Source organism: Pseudomonas sp. BAV 4579 (assembly GCF_009765395.1).
Classification (GTDB): Bacteria; Pseudomonadota; Gammaproteobacteria; order Pseudomonadales; family Pseudomonadaceae; genus Chryseomonas; species Chryseomonas aestiva.
On record NZ_WHOV01000125.1, the window covers coordinates 1 to 19,625 of the forward strand.

21 protein-coding genes are annotated in these 19,625 nt (G+C 66.7%); 13 read left to right on the forward strand and 8 right to left on the reverse strand.

Annotation, left to right across the window (positions count from 1 at the left end; genetic code table 11):
* Together GSQ95_RS20560 and GSQ95_RS20565 are read right to left on the reverse strand one after the other, a co-directional pair.
* Nucleotides 1–394, reverse strand: a 394-nt coding sequence (locus tag GSQ95_RS20560; RefSeq protein ID WP_158973882.1) for a DUF4398 domain-containing protein, incomplete at its 3' end; no start/stop codon positions are given.
* A gap of 265 nt (nucleotides 395–659) precedes the next feature.
* The gene (locus GSQ95_RS20565; protein WP_158889515.1) at nucleotides 660–995 is read right to left on the reverse strand and encodes a pilin assembly protein; all 336 of its coding nucleotides are present in this window, start codon (nucleotides 993–995) and stop codon (nucleotides 660–662) included.
* A gap of 163 nt (nucleotides 996–1,158) precedes the next feature.
* Here GSQ95_RS20565 and ppc point away from each other — a divergent pair, with 163 nt between their 5' ends.
* From ppc to GSQ95_RS20600, 7 genes are all read left to right on the forward strand, one after another.
* The gene (ppc, locus tag GSQ95_RS20570; RefSeq protein ID WP_158889517.1) at nucleotides 1,159–3,795 is read left to right on the forward strand and encodes a phosphoenolpyruvate carboxylase; all 2,637 of its coding nucleotides are present in this window, start codon (nucleotides 1,159–1,161) and stop codon (nucleotides 3,793–3,795) included.
* A gap of 190 nt (nucleotides 3,796–3,985) precedes the next feature.
* Nucleotides 3,986–4,633 (forward strand): adenylate kinase, encoded by a 648-nt coding sequence (gene adk / locus GSQ95_RS20575; protein WP_133862967.1) that lies wholly within the window; start codon nucleotides 3,986–3,988, stop codon nucleotides 4,631–4,633.
* A 138-nt stretch (nucleotides 4,634–4,771) separates the two neighbouring features.
* A complete protein-coding gene (gene tsaB, locus GSQ95_RS20580; RefSeq protein WP_158889519.1) occupies nucleotides 4,772–5,455 on the forward strand; it encodes a tRNA (adenosine(37)-N6)-threonylcarbamoyltransferase complex dimerization subunit type 1 TsaB in 684 nt (227 codons plus the stop codon).
* A 137-nt stretch (nucleotides 5,456–5,592) separates the two neighbouring features.
* On the forward strand, nucleotides 5,593–5,952 hold the full coding sequence (locus GSQ95_RS20585) for a hypothetical protein (RefSeq protein WP_158889521.1): 360 nt from the start codon (nucleotides 5,593–5,595) through the stop codon (nucleotides 5,950–5,952).
* Nucleotides 5,952–6,809 (forward strand): DUF72 domain-containing protein, encoded by an 858-nt coding sequence (locus GSQ95_RS20590; protein ID WP_158889523.1) that lies wholly within the window; start codon nucleotides 5,952–5,954, stop codon nucleotides 6,807–6,809. Before GSQ95_RS20585 ends, GSQ95_RS20590 begins: the two co-directional genes overlap by 1 nt.
* Nucleotides 6,810–6,915: 106 nt before the next feature.
* On the forward strand, nucleotides 6,916–7,617 hold the full coding sequence (locus GSQ95_RS20595; protein ID WP_158889525.1) for an extensin family protein: 702 nt from the start codon (nucleotides 6,916–6,918) through the stop codon (nucleotides 7,615–7,617).
* A gap of 31 nt (nucleotides 7,618–7,648) precedes the next feature.
* Nucleotides 7,649–8,431 (forward strand): class I SAM-dependent methyltransferase, encoded by a 783-nt coding sequence (locus tag GSQ95_RS20600; protein ID WP_372240033.1) that lies wholly within the window; start codon nucleotides 7,649–7,651, stop codon nucleotides 8,429–8,431.
* A 55-nt stretch (nucleotides 8,432–8,486) separates the two neighbouring features.
* Here GSQ95_RS20600 and GSQ95_RS20605 read toward each other — a convergent pair whose 3' ends face one another.
* From GSQ95_RS20605 to GSQ95_RS20615, 3 genes are read right to left on the reverse strand one after another with little or no spacing between them, the layout of a single operon-like run.
* Nucleotides 8,487–9,995, reverse strand: a complete 1,509-nt coding sequence (locus GSQ95_RS20605) for a tripartite tricarboxylate transporter permease (RefSeq protein WP_158889527.1) — start codon at nucleotides 9,993–9,995, stop codon at nucleotides 8,487–8,489.
* A 1-nt stretch (nucleotide 9,996) separates the two neighbouring features.
* Nucleotides 9,997–10,455: a tripartite tricarboxylate transporter TctB family protein gene (locus GSQ95_RS20610; RefSeq protein WP_017640135.1), complete on the reverse strand. Its 459-nt coding sequence runs from the start codon at nucleotides 10,453–10,455 to the stop codon at nucleotides 9,997–9,999.
* A gap of 49 nt (nucleotides 10,456–10,504) precedes the next feature.
* Nucleotides 10,505–11,485 (reverse strand): tripartite tricarboxylate transporter substrate binding protein, encoded by a 981-nt coding sequence (locus GSQ95_RS20615; RefSeq protein WP_133862960.1) that lies wholly within the window; start codon nucleotides 11,483–11,485, stop codon nucleotides 10,505–10,507.
* Nucleotides 11,486–11,815: 330 nt separating this feature from the next.
* On the opposite strand from GSQ95_RS20615, the gene GSQ95_RS20620 reads away from it, so the two are divergent.
* On the forward strand, nucleotides 11,816–12,487 hold the full coding sequence (locus GSQ95_RS20620) for a response regulator (RefSeq protein WP_158889529.1): 672 nt from the start codon (nucleotides 11,816–11,818) through the stop codon (nucleotides 12,485–12,487).
* The gene (locus tag GSQ95_RS20625) at nucleotides 12,480–13,883 is read left to right on the forward strand and encodes a sensor histidine kinase (RefSeq protein WP_158889531.1); all 1,404 of its coding nucleotides are present in this window, start codon (nucleotides 12,480–12,482) and stop codon (nucleotides 13,881–13,883) included. The genes GSQ95_RS20620 and GSQ95_RS20625 overlap by 8 nt, the downstream gene beginning before the upstream one ends.
* Nucleotides 13,884–13,885: 2 nt before the next feature.
* On the opposite strand, the gene GSQ95_RS20630 is transcribed toward GSQ95_RS20625, so the two are convergent.
* The gene (locus GSQ95_RS20630) at nucleotides 13,886–14,716 is read right to left on the reverse strand and encodes an HDOD domain-containing protein (RefSeq protein ID WP_178118349.1); all 831 of its coding nucleotides are present in this window, start codon (nucleotides 14,714–14,716) and stop codon (nucleotides 13,886–13,888) included.
* A gap of 40 nt (nucleotides 14,717–14,756) precedes the next feature.
* Complete coding sequence (locus GSQ95_RS20635) at nucleotides 14,757–15,674, reverse strand: folate-binding protein YgfZ (RefSeq protein ID WP_158889533.1); 918 nt, start codon at nucleotides 15,672–15,674, stop codon at nucleotides 14,757–14,759.
* 122 nt (nucleotides 15,675–15,796) lie between these two features.
* Between GSQ95_RS20635 and GSQ95_RS20640 the strand changes: the two genes are divergently transcribed.
* Both GSQ95_RS20640 and GSQ95_RS20645 read left to right on the forward strand, forming a co-directional pair.
* Nucleotides 15,797–16,054 (forward strand): succinate dehydrogenase assembly factor 2, encoded by a 258-nt coding sequence (locus GSQ95_RS20640; protein ID WP_133862956.1) that lies wholly within the window; start codon nucleotides 15,797–15,799, stop codon nucleotides 16,052–16,054.
* The gene (locus GSQ95_RS20645; RefSeq protein ID WP_158889535.1) at nucleotides 16,038–16,490 is read left to right on the forward strand and encodes a protein YgfX; all 453 of its coding nucleotides are present in this window, start codon (nucleotides 16,038–16,040) and stop codon (nucleotides 16,488–16,490) included. Before GSQ95_RS20640 ends, GSQ95_RS20645 begins: the two co-directional genes overlap by 17 nt.
* On the opposite strand, the gene nadB is transcribed toward GSQ95_RS20645, so the two are convergent.
* A complete protein-coding gene (gene nadB, locus GSQ95_RS20650) occupies nucleotides 16,447–18,069 on the reverse strand; it encodes an L-aspartate oxidase (protein WP_158889537.1) in 1,623 nt (540 codons plus the stop codon). The two genes, GSQ95_RS20645 and nadB, sit on opposite strands and share 44 nt — an antisense overlap.
* 331 nt (nucleotides 18,070–18,400) lie before the next feature.
* Here nadB and rpoE point away from each other — a divergent pair, with 331 nt between their 5' ends.
* Both rpoE and GSQ95_RS20660 read left to right on the forward strand, forming a co-directional pair.
* Entirely contained in the window at nucleotides 18,401–18,982 is a 582-nt protein-coding gene (gene rpoE, locus GSQ95_RS20655; protein WP_026083736.1) for an RNA polymerase sigma factor RpoE, read from the forward strand.
* A gap of 33 nt (nucleotides 18,983–19,015) precedes the next feature.
* A complete protein-coding gene (locus GSQ95_RS20660; protein ID WP_158889539.1) occupies nucleotides 19,016–19,546 on the forward strand; it encodes a sigma-E factor negative regulatory protein in 531 nt (176 codons plus the stop codon).
* Nucleotides 19,547–19,625: the final 79 nt, after the last annotated feature.

The following is a 19,625-nucleotide window of genomic DNA, read 5'->3' on the forward strand; positions in this document are numbered from 1 at the left end:
GCAGGTTGATCTGACCTTCCTCACGGATCTGCTGGATGCTGTTCTGGGCATCCTTGAGTGCGGCCTCGGCCTTGGCGGCCTGAGTCTTGCGGGTGGCCAGGCGGGCGTCCCACTCGGCCTGTTCGGCCAGCTGCTTGGCTTCGTCGTACTTCTCATTGGAGAGGGCGGTCTGGGCCTGGGTCCACTTGTCCTGGGCCGACTTGGTTTCGATGGGGGCGAACTGGTTGCCACCGGAGCTCACGGCCTCGTTGACGGCGGACTGGGTCACGGCCATCTGGGCGGTCGGCGGATTGCCGGCGCAACCGGCCAGCAACAGTGAGCTGCCCAGGGCAAGGGCTGCAAGTTTCAGGGTGCAGGCTTTGGAAAGGGACTTTTGGGCAGTGGCACTCTTCATGGATTCAAGCTCCGTTGTTGATCCGAAAAGCGCGCCGCCGGCACGGGCAGGGCGGGCGCCTGGTCATGTAAAGCCGCATGTGGAAACAAGCCCGGCGCGGCCCTGAGAGGCCGTGACGGGTGCTGACAACCAGCCCTCGTCCAGCGCTGCGGTCTGACTCTGTGACCGCTCATCCGGCGAAAATGTTCACTGGCTATCGAATTTCGCCATGCGCGGAAGCCCTTGGCAGAGCGGTAGCGGCGTAGGTAAAGCTGCAGGTTGGCGGCTAGCCGGCCGTTTCGGACTGCAGGCGATGCAGGTGCTTGCGCGCCAGTTCCAGGAAGCGCGGAGTGGTCCCGGCATCGGCATAGAGGGGGTCGCCGAGTTCATCGGTGGCCACCACTTCCTCGCCTTGCACGTAGGGAAAACTGGCTTCCAGTTCTTCGACGGCGGCCGCCAGCAACTCGCCGAGCAGGGCTTCGGGCGTGCGCTGGGGATAGAGTTCGCAGAGCGCCTCGAGACGGGCCGCGGTCTCGACTTCCAGGTCGAGGCGGTAGCTGCGGGTGGTGCCGGAGGTGGTGGCCTGCTGCTCCCATTGGTGAGCGAGTTCGCGAATCTTCATGAGCATCTCCCGTGGCTTAGGCAAAGGTCGGATATTCAGTTCGAGCGAGGCTGGGCACCCTGCAACAGCCGGGGCTTGCAACCGTGACAGCAGGGTGCTGTCCTCTGCGCTAGACCGCAGCGGTTGCCGTGAGGTCCGAACCGGTACTTTCGAGGAGCACGAGATGGTGGAAATCGACGTTCGCCTGCGCGAGCAGGTGCGGTTGCTGGGCGATCTGCTGGGGCAGACCATCGCCGACCAGCATGGCGCGGCCTTTCTCGACAAGATCGAGCGGATCCGCAAGGGCGCAAAGGCCGCTCGTGGCGGCTCCGCGGAGGGTGCCCGCCAACTGGGCGACACCCTGGATACCCTGGCCGAAGACGAGCTGCTGCCAGTGGCGCGGGCCTTCAGCCATTTTCTCAACCTGGCCAACATCGCCGAGGAATATCATCGGGTCAGACGGCGCGCCGAGGACGAGCCGCCCCCCTTCGAGCAGCAGGTGCTGCCGGAATTGCTGGAGCGTCTGGGCGCGGCCGGGCACTCCGGCCAGGCGCTGGCCGAGCGGGTCGCGGCGCTGGACATCGATCTGGTGCTGACCGCCCACCCCACCGAGGTCTCCCGGCGCACCCTGATCCAGAAATACGACGAGATCAGTGCGCAACTGGCGGCCCTCGATCATCGCGACCTCAACGCTGCCGAGGTGACCGCCATCGAGGCACGGCTGCGCCGGCTGATCGCCGAGGCCTGGCACACCGAGGAGATCCGCCGCCAGCGCCCGACGCCGGTGGACGAAGCCAAGTGGGGCTTCGCGGTGATCGAGAATTCGCTCTGGCAGGCGATACCCAGTCTGCTGCGCAAGCTGGATGCCGGCCTGCAGGAACGCACCGGCCAGCGGCTGCCGCTGACGGCGGCGCCGGTGCGCTTCTCGTCCTGGATGGGGGGCGACCGCGACGGCAATCCCAATGTCACCGCCGCCATTACCCGCGAGGTGCTCCTGCTGGCGCGCTGGATGGCCGCCGATCTCTATCTGCGCGATGTCGATCGGCTGGCCGCCGAGCTGTCCATGCAGGCGGCGAGTCCGGCCCTGCGCGAGCAGGCCGGCGATCACCCGGAGCCCTATCGCAAGGTGCTCAAGGTGCTGCGCGAGCGGCTGCAGATCACCCGTAGCTGGGCGGCCCATGCCATCACCGATCCCCTTGCCGGCGCCCGCCATATCCTCAGCGACAACGCCGAGCTGATCGCCCCGCTGCAGCTGTGCTACGACTCCCTGCAGCACTGCGGCCTGGGGGTCATCGCCGATGGCTCCCTGCTCGATACCCTGCGCCGGGCCCGTACCTTCGGTCTCTATCTGGTGCGCCTGGACGTCCGCCAGGACGCCGCGCGCCATGCCGCGGCCCTGGCCGACATCTGCCGCTACCTGGACCTGGGCGACTATGCCGCCTGGAGCGAGGCGCAGCGCCTGGAATTTCTCCGCGGCGAGCTTGGCAGCCGGCGCCCCCTGCTGCCGCTGGACGCCGAGCTGGAGGCCGATACCCGGGAGGTGCTCGCCACCTGCCGCGTCATCGCCGCTTCGCCACCCGACGCCCTGGGTTCCTATGTCATTTCCATGGCCGGCGCCGCCTCCGACGTGCTGGCCGTGCAGCTGCTGCTGCGCGAGTGCGGGGTGCGGCAGCCGATGCGCGTGGTGCCGCTGTTCGAGACCCTCGACGATCTGGATCACGCCGGTACGGCCATCGCCAGCCTGCTCGACCTGCCCGACTATCGTGCGCGTCTGGCCGGTCCCCAGGAGGTCATGATCGGCTATTCCGACTCGGCCAAGGACGCCGGTACCCTGGCGGCGGCCTGGGCTCAGTACCGTGCCCAGGAAGCCCTGGTGGACATCTGCGCCAGTCGTGGCGTCGAACTGCTGCTGTTCCATGGCCGTGGCGGCACCGTGGGGCGGGGCGGTGGCCCGGCTCACGCGGCCATCCTCTCGCAACCGCCGGGCTCGGTGGCCGGGCGCTTCCGCACCACCGAACAGGGCGAGATGATCCGCTTCAAGTTCGGTCAGCCGGCCATCGCCGAGCAGAATCTGGCGCTGTACCTGGGCGCCGTGCTGGAGGCCACCCTGTTGCCGCCACCGGTACCCGAGCCGGCCTGGCGCGAGCAGATGGATCGCCTCGCCCGCGACAGCCTGCAGGCCTATCGCGGGGTGGTGCGCGAGGATCCGCATTTCGTCAGCTATTTCCGGCAGGCCACGCCCGAGCAGGAGCTGGGCCGGTTGCCCCTGGGCAGTCGCCCGGCCAAGCGCCGCGAAGGCGGCGTGGAAAGCCTCAGGGCCATCCCCTGGATCTTTGCCTGGACCCAGACCCGGCTGATGCTGCCGGCCTGGCTCGGCTGGGAGAGGGCGCTGGAAGAAGCCGAGCGCCGTGGCGAATCGCCGCTTTTGCGCGAGATGCGCGAGCGCTGGCCGTTCTTCCAGACGCGTATCGACATGCTGGAAATGGTGCTGGCCAAGGCCGAAGCCGAACTGGCGCGGCTCTATGACCAACGCCTGGTGGAGGCAGATCTGCAGGTGCTCGGCAGCCAGTTGCGCGAGCGGCTGCGCCAGGCCGGGGTGGCGGTCCTGCGCCTGACCGGACAGGACGAATTGCTCCAGCACCATCCGGAAACCCTGGTGTTCATTGCCGTGCGCAACACCTATCTCGATCCGCTGCATCTCCTGCAGATCGAGTTGCTGGCCCGGGCGCGGGCGGCGGGCGAAAGCCAGCCGGCCGCACTCGATCAGGCCCTGCTGGTGAGCGTGGCCGGGATCGCTGCCGGACTGCGTAATACCGGTTGAACAGACTGTCGCTTTTGCCGGGGTCCGGCGTCGTCTGGACGGCCCCGGCACCTGCGACGCTTGGTAACTTGTGCGGCCAAGGGGCGCTGTGTATGGTTGGTCCCTTTGGCCGTCTCGTGTCGTCGACAACAATCATCGCGACAGCGCCCCGCGCGGGCTGCCAGTCCGAGACCATTCTAAGGAGCAACAGATGCGCGTAATCCTGCTGGGAGCGCCCGGTGCCGGCAAAGGTACTCAGGCCCGGTTCATCACTGAGAAATTCGGCATTCCGCAGGTTTCCACCGGCGACATGCTGCGTGCCGCGGTCAAGGCCGGCACGCCCCTGGGCCTGCAGGTCAAGGACATCATGGACAACGGCGGCCTGGTCTCCGACGAGATCATCATCGCCCTGATCAGCGAACGCATCCTCGACGCCGATTGCGCCAAAGGTTTCCTGTTCGACGGCTTCCCGCGCACCATTCCCCAGGCCGAGGCCCTCGAAGCCGCGGGCGTCAAGATCGACCACGTGCTGGAAATCGCCGTCGATGACGAAGAAATCGTCCAGCGCCTCTCCGGTCGCCGCGTGCACCCGGGTTCGGGCCGCGTCTATCACGTCGAGCACAATCCGCCCAAGGTCGCCGACACCGACGACCTGACCGGCGAGCCGCTGGTACAGCGCGAAGACGACCGCGAAGCCACCATTCGCAAGCGTCTGGACCTCTATCATTCCCAGACCAAGCCGCTGGTGGACTTCTACCAGAAGCTGGGCGCCGCCCAGGGCACGCCGAAGTGCAGCCGCATCGAGGGCGTGGGTTCGGTTGATGCCATCACCGCCAAGGTGCTGCAGGCTCTGAACTAAACGCCGATAACGGCCGCCTGTGCCTGCAGGCGGTCCGGTCAAGGCGCCGTCCTGGCGTCATGACCGATGGGCGGGTCCCCTCGCGTCCCGTCTTCCTCTAGAATGCGCAGCCCTTTTCCTCGTCGCGGATTCGCCCCCATGTCCATCCTGCTCGCCCTCGACACCGCCACCGAAGCCTGTTCGGTCGCCTTGCATCTGGGCGACGAGATCATCCATCGCTATGAGATCGCGCCACGCCTGCATGCCCAGCGGGTCCTGCCCATGGTGCAGGAGCTGTTGGCCGAGACCGGTCTGAGTCTGGCGCAGGTGGATGCCATCGCCTTCGGGCGCGGTCCCGGCGCCTTCACCGGCGTGCGCATCGCCATCGGCGTGGTGCAGGGCCTGGCCTTCGGTCTGGAGCGACCGGTGCTGCCGGTGTCGAATCTGGCGATCATCGCCCAGCGCGCCTGGCGCGAGCGTGGCGTGACCCAGGTGGCCGCGGCCATCGATGCGCGCATGGACGAGGTCTACTGGGGCTGCTATCGCCTCGCCGGCGACGCCATGGTGCTGGCGGGGACGGAAGCCGTGCTGGCCCCCGAAGCCGTCGTCCTGCCGGCTGCCGCCACCGGCGACTGGTTCGGTGCCGGTACCGGCTGGGGTTACAGCGATCGCATGGCCGTGCCCCTGATCGAGCGGGATGCCAGCCTGTTGCCCCATGCGCAGGATCTGGCGGTGCTGGCGGCCTCGGCCTGGCAGCGCGGCGAAGCCGTGTCGGCCGAAGCCGAAGCGGCGCAACCCGTCTATCTGCGTGATCGGGTCGCCACTCCCAAGCAGTCGGTCTGACGTCGGGAAACCTGGCGTAATAGTCTGACGTCCAAGCTGTATATGCCGCTCGTCCGCCGGTCGCGACGGGCGTCCGGCCCTTGATTGTCATAGCTTTCGACCCTACTTAGAGTAGTGCCATCCGTTCGGGACCTGCCATGCGCATTGACAGCGGCTATTCCTCCTCTGCTTATCCCCTGAATCGTTCCTCGCGCGCGATCACGCCCGTACGCGAGGTGGCGAAGGATGAGGACGCCCGTCAAAACGCCATCGCCCGCGAGGCCACGGGTAATCCCCGGCCCGACGTCGCACCCGTCCGTCGCGTCGAGGCGGCCGCGCCGACCGATACCGACAATGGCGGTGGCAATGGCTTGGTGCTCAGCGAGCGGGAAGGGCGCTTCGCCAGTCAGCTCACCGCGCGTGCGCAACAGGCGCTGGCCAGCTACGGCAGCACCGCCGCCCTTGGCGCCGAGGCGGACGGCTCCTCCAGCGTCGTGGGCCTCGACCTCTACGCCTGATGCTGCCGTACTTTCTCGGCTGCCCCTCCTGGAACGACAATGCCTGGCGTGAAAGCCTCTACCACGGCCTGCGCCCGGGTGATTTCCTGCCGCGCTACGCCCAGGTGTTCAATGCCGTGGAAGGCAATACCACTTTCTATGCCTGGCCCGCGGCGGACACCATCCGCCGCTGGGCCGAGCTGATGCCTGCCGATTTTCGCTTCTGCGCCAAGTTTCCCCGCGACATCAGCCATGCCGAGGATCTGCGCGTGCAACTCGCCAGCGCGCGCACCTTTCTTGACTTGCTGGCGCCCCTGGGCGAGCGGGCCAGTCCGCTGTGGCTGCAGTTGCCCGCCGGCTTCGGGCCCGATCGGCTCAAGGAACTGCAGGTCTTTCTCTCGGCCATGGCGCCGCGTTGCGCCCTGGCCGTGGAGGTCCGGCACCTGGCCTTTTTCGACAAGGGCGAGTCCGAGCGGGCCTTGAACCGCCTGCTCATGGACCTGGGTGTGGAGCGCGTTGGCCTGGATTCGGCTGCGCTGTTCAGCGCCGATCCGAGCGAGCCGGCCGTGCGTTTGGCCCAGGCCAAGAAGCCGCGGGTACCGGCGCGCGCCCTGGCGTTCAGCGCGCACCCCCAGGTGCGTTTCATCGGCCGCCTGGAGCTGGCCGCCAACGACTATTACCTGGCCAAGTGGGTCACCCGGGTAGCCGACTGGATCGAGGCGGGCAAGCTGCCCTATGTCTTCCTGCACACCCCGGACAACCGCCAGGCGCCCGAGCTGGCCCTGAGATTCCATGCCCAGCTGCGCGAACGCCTGCCCGGCTTGCCGGCGTTACCCGAGTTGAGCACCGCCGACACCGAACAACTCGGCCTGCTCTAGTCCGCGCCGTCCACCGCGATACGTTTGGCGACGTTTTCGCCGGCATTCCCGTGGTCCGCTCCGGTCAGATGAAGTCTCTGCTTGACGATCCTCTTCGGCGCGCCGCATGAAAGCCAGACACCTGCTCGGTCTCGTCATCCTGCTCTATGGCGGTCTGCACACCGCCTTTGACCAGGGCTGGCTGCGCATTCCGCCGGCCTACAACCCCTGGGCGCCGCTGGACATCCAGGCACCCACCACTGCCGTCACCCGACTCAAGCTCTGGCGCCTGCAGGCCGATGCCGACTATTGCGCGGCGTCCCTGGCCACCTCGGCGCTCAACTATCGCGAATTGCGCGGCAATGCCGGTTCGGCCGACTGCCCGCTGGAGCGGACGGTGCGCATCCAGCGCGGCGAAGGGGTAAGACTCAGCGGCAGCTTCCTCGCCAGCTGTCCCCTGGCGGTGAGCTTCGCGCTGTTCGAGCGGCAGGCCCTGCAGCCGGCGGCCGAAACCGTCTATGGCCAGCGGGTGGCCGAGGTGGAGCACTACGGCAGCTTTGCCTGCCGCAACATCTATGGCCGCGCCAGCGGCCGGCGCAGTCAGCACGCCACCGCCAACGCCCTGGACATCGCCGGACTGCGCCTGGCCGATGGCCGCCGCATCAGCGTGGCGCGGGACTGGAAAGGCGATCCGCAGGCCCAGCGCTTCCTGCGGCTGGTACGCGACGGGGCCTGCCGGTCCTTCAATACCACCCTGGGACCGGACTACAACGCGGCGCACCGCGATCATTTCCATGTCGACATGGGTGGCTTTCGCGTCTGCCGGTAGAATGGCCGGTCCTTTCGCCAGCGAGTTGCCCATGTCCACCGCCCGCCCCGCGCTTATCGTCGAAGCCCTGGAACCCGTCTTCACCGAGGCTGCTGCTGCCTGGGCCGCGCGCCTCGACCTACCCCTGGGCACCGCCACGACCGAGGAATTCGCCCTGCAGGTCGGTACTCAGGGCCTGCAGCTGGTGCAGCGCGGCCCGGAGGCCCCGGGTCCGGTACGGGTGGACTTCGTCGAGGGCGCGGCGGCGCACCGGCGCAAGTTCGGCGGCGGCGCCGGGCAGATGATCGCCAAGGCGGTCGGGGTCGGACCCGGCGTGCGCCCACGCATCCTCGATGCCACCGCGGGTCTGGGCCGCGACGCCTTCGTGCTGGCCACCCTGGGCTGCACGGTGACGCTGGTCGAGCGTCAGCCGCTGATCGCCGCCCTGCTTGAAGACGGCCTTGCCCGCGCCGCGCGGGATCACGAAGCGGCCGGCATCGCCGCCCTGATGACCCTGGTGCAGGCCGATTCCACCGCCTACCTGCAAGGCGGGGAGGGCGAGGTGCCCGAGGTGATCTACCTGGATCCCATGTTTCCGCATCGCGACAAGAGCGCCCTGGTGAAGAAGGAGATGCGCCTGTTCCGACCGCTGGTGGGCGACGATCTGGACGCCCCGGCGCTGCTGGCCGCGGCCCTGGCCCGCGCCAGTCACCGGGTGGTGGTCAAGCGCCCGCGCAAGGCGCCGGCCATCGAGGGGGTGAAGCCGGGCTATGTGCTGGAGGGCAAGTCCAGCCGCTATGACATCTATCCGAAGAAGAGCTTCAAGTCCGCCTGAACGAAAAAGCCCGCGGGCGGAAGGACTCCGGCTGCGGGCGCTGGTGTCACCGACTTCAGACGGTCGCGGGCTTGGGCGCGCGACGCTTGCGCCAGGCCCGGTAGAAGGGCAGGGCCACCATCAGGATGCAGACGATCCAGATGACCTGGCTGATGCCGCTCTGCCAGAGGATGCCCACGTCGCCGTTGGAGATCGACAGCGCGCGTCTCAGGCTGGTCTCCATCAGCTCGCCGAGGATGAAGCCCAGCAGCAGCGGCGAGAGGGGGAAGTCCAGCTTGCGCATGATGTAGCCGAAGATGCCCACGCAGACCATCAGCACCAGATCGAAGGTGGTGGCGTGCACCGCGTAGACGCCGATGCCGGTGATGATGGCGATGGCCGGGGCCAGCGACCAGTTCGGCACATCGAGGATCTTGGTGAACATCTTCACCATGGGCACGTTGAGGATGAGCAGCATCACGTTGGCGATGAACAGCGAAGCGATCAGGCCCCACACCAGATTCGGCTCGTTCTGGAACAGCAGCGGGCCGGGGGTGATGTTGTACAGGGTCAGGGCGCCGATCATCACCGCGGTGGTGCCCGAGCCGGGGATGCCCAGGGTCAGCATGGGAATCATGTTGCCGCACACCGCCGCGCCGATGGCGGTTTCCGGCGCGGCCAGGCCGCGCAGGTCACCCTTGCCGAACTTGCCATCGGCGCCCGCCAGACGCTTCTCGGTGGTGTAGGCCAGGGCGCTGGCCAGGGTCGCGCCAGCACCTGGCAGGACGCCGATGATAAAGCCGCTCACCGAACTGCGCAGGTTGACCATGAATACGCTGCGGGCTTCGCGCACGTTGAACAGCATGCGCCCGGTGGCCTTGACCGCAACCTGGCCATGATGGGTCTGCTCCAGCAGCAGGAGCAGTTCGCTCACCGAGAACAGCCCCAGCACCAGGATCACGAAGTCGATGCCGTCGGCCAGGTGCACGTTGTCGAAGGTGAAGCGATAGACGCCGCTGTTGGCATCGATGCCCACGGAGGCGATGGCCAGGCCGAAGAGCGCGGCGACCAGGGTCTTGACCGGCTTCTCGGCGGCCATGCCGGAGAGGCTGAGGATGGCCAGGGCCATCAGCGCGAAGTATTCCGCCGGACCGAAGGCGATCGCCCACTTGGCCAGCAGCGGCGAGAACAGCACCATGCCGCAGGTGGCGATGAAGGCGCCGATGAAGGAGCTCCAGGCCGACAGCGACAGGGCCACGCCCGCCATGCCTTGTCGTGCCAGCGGATAGCCGTCCAGACAGGTCATCATGGTCGCGGCTTCGCCGGGGATGTTCAGCAGGATCGAAGAGATCCGGCCGCCGTATTCGCAGCCCAGATAGACCGCCGCCAGCAGGATCAGCGACGTCTCCGGCGGCAGGCCCAGGGCGAAGGCCACCGGGATCAGCAGAGCGATGCCGTTGATCGGCCCGAGACCCGGCAGCAGACCCACCACGGTGCCGATCAGGGTGCCGATCAGCGCCACGATCAGGTTGGTCGGCGTCATGGCGACGCCAAAGCCCTGCATCAGAAAATTCAAGGTTTCCATGTCAGCCTTCCAGGAATTCCAGCACGCCAAGGGGTAGGGGGACTTCCATCACCCGGTCGAACAGCACATAGAGACTTACCGAGAGCAGCAGGCTGACCAGGGCACAGGGCATCAGGCGGCCGCCATAGAGCAGGCCGCACAGGGTGGCGGTAAGGAAGGCGCTCAAGGGGAAGCCCAGCGGCTGGAAGGTCAGGGCGTAGCCCAGCAGGATGACGCAGCAGGCCACCACCTTGCGCAGCGACGAGGCGTCCAGCGGCTTCTGGTCTTCGCCATCGCCGATCGGCGTGGGGCGGATGATCAGATAGGCGAGGCCCAGGCTCATCAGCCCGAACATCAGCATCGGATAGGCCCGCGGACCGACCGGCTCGTAGGAGAAGGGCGCCTGGTAATCCCGGGCGATGAACAGCATGACGAGTCCGGCCACCAGCCAGACCGCCATGAAGGCGCGTTGGAAGATCATGTCGACATCCTCGAAGGCGCCCGGAGGGGCGCCAGGGGCGGGGGCTCTGTTACTGGATCAGGCCGAATTCCTTGGCCATGCCGCGATAGCGCGCGACTTCCTTCTGCACATAGGCGTCCAGTTCGGAACCGGTCATGGCGAAGGGGAAGAGCTCGCGCTGATCACGCAGCTTGGCGAAGTCGTCGGACGCCAGCAGCTTGTCGAAGCTGGCTTTCCACCAGTTGTACTGCTCGTCGGTGACCTTCGGGCCGACATAGAAGCCGCGGACCACCGGCCAGACGATGTCGTAGCCCTGCTCGCGTGCGGTGGGGATGTCCTTCATCGCCGGTTCGTCGAAACGCTGCTCGGCGAAGACCGCCAGGAGGCGCATGTTGCCGGCCTCGACATGGGGCATGGAGTCGGAGATGTCGGTGCTGCCGACCTGGATGTGGCCGCCCAGCAGCGCGGTGGCGATCTCGCCGCCGCCTTCCAGGGCCACGTAGCGCAGGTCCTTGGGATTGATGCCGGCGGCCTTGGCGATCAGCGCCGTCTGCATCCAGTCCTGGCTGCCCACGGTGCCGCCGGAACCTATGACCACCTTGCTCGGATCCTTCTTCAGCGCCTCGACCAGGTCACCCAGGGTCTTGTAGGGCGAATCGGCCTTGACCGCGATGGCACCGTAGCTGGCACCCACCGCCGCCAGCCAGCGCACGGCCTTCTCGTCGAAGCGACCGAACTTGCCCTGGGCCAGGTTCAGCAGCGAACCGCTGGAGAAGGCGACGATGGTGTCGCCATCCGCCGGACGCTGAGCCACCACGGTGTTGTAGGCCACCGCGCCGACGCCGCCGGGCATGTAGGTCACGCGCATGGGCCTGTCCAGCAGCTTGGCTTCCACCAGGCCGCTCTGGGCCAGTTTGCAGGTCAGGTCGAAGCCACCACCCGGCGAGGCTGGGGCGATGCATTCGGGACGCTTGGGTTCGGCCATGGCCTGGGCGGACAGCAGCACGGAGGCGGCCAGGGTCAGGGTAAGGGTGCGCAAGGTGGTGCTCATCGACGTCTTCCTTTTGTTGTTATTTCAGAAGCTGACAGGCGGACACGGCTCAGGCTCGCCAGGGCGGTGATCGTTCGGAGAGGTAGCACGGGAGCACGTGGAGCTGCGCGAGGGCGAGCATGGATGTCGTTCCGCTTGTTATTGTTGTTGGCCAACCAGGGGTGGCGCTTGGGCAAGCATCATGCGGTTCTGGGACCGCTACCTTTCACTCTAGACCGTCAAGCTTTCAACAGCCTTTCAGTCGTGAAAGGCAACGAATGTGCGTGGCGGGCAACGGGTCAAGGGGCCGCTATCCGGTAAACTCGGACCTTTTAGGCAGGAGCTGTCAGCGTGCGCATCCTACTGGTCGAAGATCATCCGCCTCTGGCCGAAAGCGTCGCCCAGGCGCTCAAGAATGCCGGTCTCAACGTCGATCTGCTCAACGATGGCGTGGCCGCCGACCTGGCCCTGCAGAGTGAAAGCTATGCCCTGGCCATTCTCGATGTCGGCCTGTCGCGCATGGATGGTTTCGAGGTGCTGGCGCGTCTGCGCGAGCGCGGCGATCGCTTGCCGGTGCTGATGCTCACCGCCCGCGGCGAGGTCAAGGACCGGGTGCAGGGCCTCAATCTCGGCGCCGACGACTACCTGGCCAAACCCTTCGAACTCACCGAGCTGGAAGCCCGGGTCAAGGCCCTGCTGCGCCGCAGCGTGCTGGGCGGCGATCGCCAGCAGCGCTGCGGTCCGCTGATCTACGACCTCAATACCTCGCGCTTCACCCTGGGCGAGGAGGCGCTGTCGCTCACCTCCCGCGAGCACGCCGTGCTGGCTGCGCTGATCGCCCGTCCCGGACGGGTCATGAGCAAGGAACAACTCGCCGCCCAGGTCTTCGGCCTGGACGAAGAGGCCAGTCCCGAGGCCATCGAGATCTATGTCCACCGCCTGCGCAAGAAGCTGGAAGCCGGCGCGGTACGCATCGTCACCTTCCGCGGCCTGGGCTATCTGCTGGAAGAACAGCATGGCTGAAGTGGCGAAGGCGGCGGGCAGCCTGCGTGGCCGCCTGCTGCTGCGAATGGTCATCCTGCTCGCGGTGATCCTGGCGATCAGCAGTCTGGCGGCCTATCTCAATGGCCGGCGCCTGGCCGACGTGGCCTATGACCGGACGCTGCTGGCTTCGGCCCGGACCATCGCCGCGGGCCTGTCGGCGTCCAACGGCACCCTGCGCGCCGATGTGCCCTACATCGCCCTGGACAATTTCGCCTACGACAACGTGGGGCGCATCTTCTACCAGGTGCTGGATACCCGTGGCCGGCTGATCTCCGGCTACGAAGAGATCCCGCCTCCGCCGCCGGGCGCCCCCCTGACCCGCGACTATCCGGCCCTGGCACGCTTCTACAACAGCACCTATCGCGGCAAGGACGTGCGGGTGGTCAGCCTGGCCCAGCCGGTCAGCCAGCCGGATCTCACCGGCATGGCCGAGATCCGCGTTGCCGAGACCGCCGAAGCTCGCGAGGAGGTAGCCCGCAGTCTACTCACCGACACCCTGATCCGCCTCGGGCTGATGGGGCTGGGTGCCATCCTGCTGGTGTGGATGGCGGTCGGCGCCGCCCTGCGACCCCTGGAGCGCCTCCGCCAGGCCGTGGAAGAGCGCGGGGTGGACGACCTGCGCCCGCTGCCCGAGGTGCGGGCGCCCCAGGAACTGCTGCCCTTGGTGCATGCCCTGGAGGGCTTCACCCTGCGCCTGCGCCGCCTGTTCGAGCGCCAGGCCGACTTCATCGCCAACGCCGCCCACGAATTGCGCACCCCGCTGGCGGCGATCAAGGCGCGAGTCGAACTGGGCCTGCGTGAGCGCGAGCCCCAGGCCTGGTACGCCACCCTGGAAGAGACCCGCGCGAGCACTGATCGCCTGGCGCGTCTGGCCAACCAGCTGCTGTCGCTGGCACGCATCGAGAGCGGCGCCCAGGCCATCGCCGAGGGTGGCGCCGAGCGGTTGGAGCTCAGCGAGCTGGCCAGGGAGCTGGCCATGGCGCTGGCGCCGCTGACCCATGCCAAGGGCGTCGCCCTGGCCTTCGAGCCCTTCGCCAAGGCGCCGGTGATCGGCGAGCCGACGTTGCTCAACGAGCTGCTCTGCAATCTGGTGGAAAACGCCCTGGCCCATAGCCAGCCAGGCGGCAACATCGTGGTGCGGGTGCTGGCGCCGGCGGTGCTGGAAGTCGAGGACGACGGCCCCGGCATTCCGGCCAATGCGCGGGCCAAGGTGTTCGAGCGCTTTCAGCGCCTGGATCCGCAGTCCGGGGGCGCCGGTCTGGGATTGGCCATCGTCGGGGAGATCTGCGCCGCCCACCGCGCCCGCATCCAGTTGCTGGACGGTGCGCTCGGTGGGCTACGGGTGCGGGTCGAATTTCCCGCCGAGGAAGCCTAGGCTCAGCCGAGCAGCGTCCGCGACTGTTCCACCGCGTCCCAGAAGGACTGATCCTGGGCAGGATCCGGCTGGTTGTTAAGTCCCAGGCGGATGCCGGCGGGCAGCGTCTGGACCGCGATGTCCTGCTGACCCTGGCGCTGCGCGTGCAGCTGCGAGGCGACCTGCACGATATCGGCGTAGTCGGCCGCCGCGGGCTGACGGTCCAGTACCAGATACTCCCGGGGCACGCAGGCGATGTCGGCCGGAAAATCCCAGACCTTGAGAATGCGTTCGCCGATCTGCGGATGGATGCGCGCCGTCACCTGATCGAGGGTGATGGCGTTGGCCAGCAGGTCTTCCTGTTCTTCGGCATAGGTGAGGATCGGCAGCACGCCGATCTGGTGCACCAGGCCGGCGAGCAGGGCGCGGTCGGCCATCAGTCGCGTGTATTTCTTGCACAGCGCATGGCTGATGGCGGCAATCTCGGTGCCCTGGCTCCAGACCTCGCGCATCTTGCGATCCACGGCGTCGCTGGTGGCCTGGAACATCTGCTGCATGGCCAGGCCCGTCGCCAGATTCGCCGTGTAATTGATGCCCAGGCGCCCGACCGCCATCTGCAGGTCGGTGATCTCCTTGCTGGTGCGCAGCAGCGGGCTGTTGACCACCTTGATCAGGCGCGCGGTCAAGGCGGCGTCCAAAGCGATCACCCGGCTCAGCTCGGCGACCCCCACGTTGGGGTCTTCGGCCGCTTCTCTGACCTTCAGCGCCACCTCGGGAAGGGTAGGCAGCACCACGCGATCGGTGTCTATCGCGTGGAGAAGATCCTGGACAACTTTTTCGGCAAGAGGAGTCATGACGTACCTGTGTGAGGAGCGGAAAAGGCGATCCCAACCTTCAGCGCTTTATTTCACGATCGCTATCGAGTGAGTAGGGCAAATCGAGTAAACGGCAGTTTGGCCCGTCCGAGCTGCCCACCGAGACGCGTCCATCCTCGGCGGCATCGCCCTGCAGCACCGCCAGGAATTCACAACCCTCGGCGCTAGACGCGGCGAGCACCACCTCGCCCACGCTGCTGCCATGCACCGGTGAGAACAGCGCGGTACCCACGGCGGGGGGCTGGTCGCTGCCGGCGAGTCGATAGAGGCGCCGCTTGAGCTTGCCCAGGTACTGCATGCGCGCGACGATCTCCTGGCCGGTGTAGCAGCCCTTGCGAAAGCTCACGCCATCCAGCGCCTGCAGATTGATCATCTGCGGGACGAACAGCTCGCGGGTCGCGCCGAACACCTGGCCCACGCCGGCCCGCACCTGGGCCAGCAGCCACTCATCGAGCGCGACCTCTGGCAAGGCCGGCGCCGCGGCGTCCGCCGCGCGCCAGGTCTCGACCCGGCCATCCTCCAGCCGCAGGGCGAAGCCGCCATCGAGCGGCGCCACGGCATTGGCCTGGTCACCCAGCACGACGTCGGGATAGGCGCTGGCGAAACCGGCGGCAGAGAGCCCCAGGCGTTGCCAGTGGCTGCTTTCATCGGTCAGCGTCGACTTGGAGAAGACCGCATATTTCTTCAGATCGGTCAGCAAGGGCTCGACCAGCTCCGCGGCCATCGCCAGCAGATAGCCGTCGGCCTGCTTGACGATGCGGAAGCTGGACACCAGGCGCCCCTTGGGCGTGCAGCGACCCCCCAGGCCGGCCTGGTCGTCGGCGAGATAGTTGAGGTTGCAGGTCACCTGCCCCTGGAGAAACTTGGTCGCATCGACCCCGCGGATGGCCAGGACGCCTTCGTGGGTCAAGCGGCAGAAATACGGCGAGTCGGCCATTGCGGCAGCAGCTCCGTGTCGAGTGAAGCCGCTCATCATAGGCGCGCCCGGGATGAATGTCAGGCGCACTGCGCGGCGGGGCGCTTCGGGCTTATACTGCGCCGATTGTCGCAGGAGTCCCCATGAGTACCGAAGCTACCGAACTCAACAGATTGTACTGGCACAGCCGTCGCGGCATGCTGGAACTGGATGTATTGCTGGTGCCCTTCGTCAAGGAGGTCTACTCCTCCCTGGGCGCGGAAGACCAGGCGCGCTATCGCAAACTGCTCGAGTGCGAGGATCAGGACATGTTCCACTGGTTCATGCAGCGTGGCGAACCGGAAGACGCCGATCTGCAGCTCATCGTGCGCATGATCCTGGACCGTGTCCAGCCGGCTTGAGCCCTTCGAATGCCGCTGGAGCGCCTCTGCCGGCCTCCTGCGGCTGCACGCCGTGGCCGCCTTCGGCGCGGGGATCTGCCCCTGGCTGGCGGCCATTCCCTGGACGCTCAAGCCGCTCCTGACGCTGCTGGTACTCTGGTCCTGGCAGCGCGTGCGCCAGCGCCAGCTCCAGCAGCGCTACCCGGGCGTGCCACGGCGGCTGCGGCATGGCGCCGAGGGTTGGCAACTCTGGTCGCCAGCGACCGGTTGGCAGGCCATCCAGGTGCGCCCGGACAGCCTGGCCCTGGCGCGGCTGGTGGTGCTGCGTTATCGGGTACCGGACGAAAGACGCACCCGCAGTCTCTGCATCGCCCGCGACAGCCTCACCGCGGACGCCCATCGCCGCCTGAGAGTCAGGCTCCGTTTCGCGCCGCGCCGGTTCGCGGCACCAGAATAGTGTCCCGGGCCGTGCTGGCGAGGTGCGGATAGTCCAGGGTGAAGTGCAGGCCGCGACTCTCCTGGCGGGCGAGGGCGCTTTCGATGATCAGCTCCGCCACCTGCGCCAGGTTGCGCAATTCGATCAGATCGCGACTGACCCGGTAATTGCTGTAGAACTCGTCGATCTCGTCCATCAGCAGCCGAATCCGGTGGCGGGCGCGCACCAGTCGCTTGGTGGTGCGCACGATGCCGACATAGTCCCACATGAAGCGCCGCAGCTCATCCCAGTTGTGCGCGATCACCACGTCCTCGTCCGAGTCCGTCACCTGGCTGGCATCCCAGTCGGGCAGGTCGCGCGGCATGGCGATCTCGGCCTCTTGCGCCTGGATGTCCAGCGCCGCCGAGCGCGCATAGACGAAGCACTCCAGCAGCGAATTGCTGGCCATGCGATTGGCGCCATGCAGACCGGTACAGCTGGTTTCGCCGATGGCGTAGAGGCCGGCCAGATCCGAGCGCCCGTGCTCATCGACGCGCACCCCGCCACAGGTGTAGTGCGCGGCCGGTACCACGGGGATCGGATCGCGGGTGATGTCGATGCCCAGTTCCAGGCAGCGGCGATAGACCGTCGGGAAGTGCTCCTGCACGAAGTCCGCCGGCTTGTGGCTGATGTCGAGAAAGACGCAGTCGATGCCCAGGCGCTTCATCTCGTGGTCGATCGCCCGCGCCACTATGTCGCGCGGTGCCAGGTCGGCGCGGGGATCGAAGCGCGGCATGAACCGTTCCCCATCGGGCAGGCGCAATACGGCGCCCTCGCCACGCAGGGCTTCGGTGATCAGGAAGCTCCGCGCATGGGGGTGATAGAGACAGGTGGGATGGAATTGGTTGAATTCCAGATTGGCCACCGAGCAGCCGGCGCGCCAGGCCATGGCGATGCCGTCACCGCTGGCGCTGTCCTGGTTGGTGCTATAGAGGTAGGCCTTGCTGGCGCCACCGGTGGCCAGCACCGTGAAACGCGCGTGCAGGGTATCCACCTGGTCGCTGGTGCGGTCGAGCACATAGGCGCCCAGGCAGCGCGCGCCTGGCCGGCCGAGTTTTTCCGTGGTGATCAGATCGACCGCCACGCGCTGGCTGAGCAGCTGGATATTGGGACGGCCTTCCGCGGTGCGCAACAGGGTGTCGAAGATCGCCATGCCGGTGGCATCGGCGGCGTGAATGATGCGTCTGTGGCTGTGGCCGCCTTCCCGGGTCAGGTGAAAGCCCAGACCGCCCTTGGCGGCGTCCTGCTCGCGAGTGAAGGGCACGCCCTGGTCGATCAGCCACTGCATGGCCTCGCGACTGTGCTCGACGGTGAAGCGCACGGCGGCTTCGTCACACAGCCCGGCGCCCGCGACTAGGGTATCCTGCACGTGCGCCTCGACGGTATCGCCCTCGTCCAGCACGGCGGCGACACCCCCCTGCGCCCAGTAGGTCGAGCCATGCGCCAGTTCGCCCTTGCTCAGCACCGCGATCGACAGCGCCGCGGGCAGATTGAGCGCGAGCGTCAGGCCCGCGGCGCCACTGCCGATTACCAGGACATCGAATTCCAGATGACGCGCCATGACGTTTCCTTCTCACCGAGACGGCGAGTATAGGAACACGGCGGCTGACGGCATAGCCATCGGTGGGGAAGGGGCAGGGAACTCGCGGGCGTCAAACGGGGTCTATGTACAGATAATCGCTCATCCGTGCGGCCGGAGTGCCTCGACGAGAATGGGCCATCTGCCAAAGCTAAATCAGTGATACCCAGGAGCGATCAGCAGCCATTTCAGTGCTCGCTCATCAACTGCTGTGGAGGGGAGAAACTTCGTGCAACAGCCCAGTCTAGCAGCGCGCGTCGATAGTGAAGGCAAGGACGATACCGAGCTGCAAGCCAAGGATAGCAAGCAAGCCCTGCCCACTCAGGAGCAGGATCAACAACTGGTCGAGCGCGTACAGCGCGGCGACAAGCGTGCCTTTGACCTGCTGGTGCTCAAGTATCAGCACAAGATTCTCGGTCTGATCGTGCGTTTTGTCCACGATACCCAGGAAGCCCAGGACGTCGCTCAGGAGGCTTTCATCAAAGCCTATCGCGCCCTCGGGAACTTCCGTGGCGATAGTGCTTTCTACACCTGGCTCTATCGCATCGCCATCAACACGGCAAAGAACCATCTGGTTGCCCGGGGTCGTCGTCCACCGGATAGCGACGTCAGTGCCGAGGATGCGGAATTTTATGAAGGCGACCATGCTCTAAAGGATATCGAATCCCCGGAGCGGTCCCTTTTGCGGGATGAGATCGAGGCCACCGTGCATCGGACCATCCAGCAACTCCCGGAAGATCTGCGCACCGCGCTGACTCTTCGTGAGTTCGAAGGCCTCAGCTACGAGGACATTGCCAATGTAATGCAATGTCCGGTGGGAACGGTCCGGTCCCGGATTTTCCGGGCTCGGGAAGCGATAGACAAAGCATTGCAGCCCCTGCTGCGTGATGCATAGACAGCGGCGACAGCTTTTAGAGAGGTAATACGTATGAGTCGTGAAGCCCTGCTGGAATCCCTGTCCGCTGTTATGGATAACGAAGCGGACGAATTCGAAACCCGGCGTGTCATCGCCGAGGTCAGCAAGGACCCGGAATTGCGCGCCACTTGGTCGCGCTACGCCATGGTCAGCGCCGTGATTCGCGGTGAGCCCATGCTGCCGAATCTGGATATCGCCAAGGGCGTCACCACCACGCTGGAGCGTGATGAGGTCGCCACAGCGCCAGTAGCAGCACCTGTTGCTGCTCCGGCGAGCAAGGGTCGTTGGTCGAGCCTGGGTCGTGTCGCGGTCGCCGCGTCCGTGACCTTTGCCGTACTGGCGGGCGTGCGGATGTACAACCAGTCCGACGTCTCCACCCAGGGTCTGGCCCAGCAGGCGCCGAGCCAGCTGACCGTGCCACAACCCGCACGTAGCCCGGCCGTGCTGGCCAGCTTCAGCGAAGAAAGCACCAAGGCGAATGCCGAAGCCAAGGCTGACAAGCCTTTGGCAGGTGAAAAGCAGGACGTTCCTGCCCAGCGTTGATCCGCTGGCTTCACCTCGAAACGGCGCCCGGAGCCCAGCTCCTGGCGCCGTTTTTCTTTGCCCTGGAGATTATCGACCA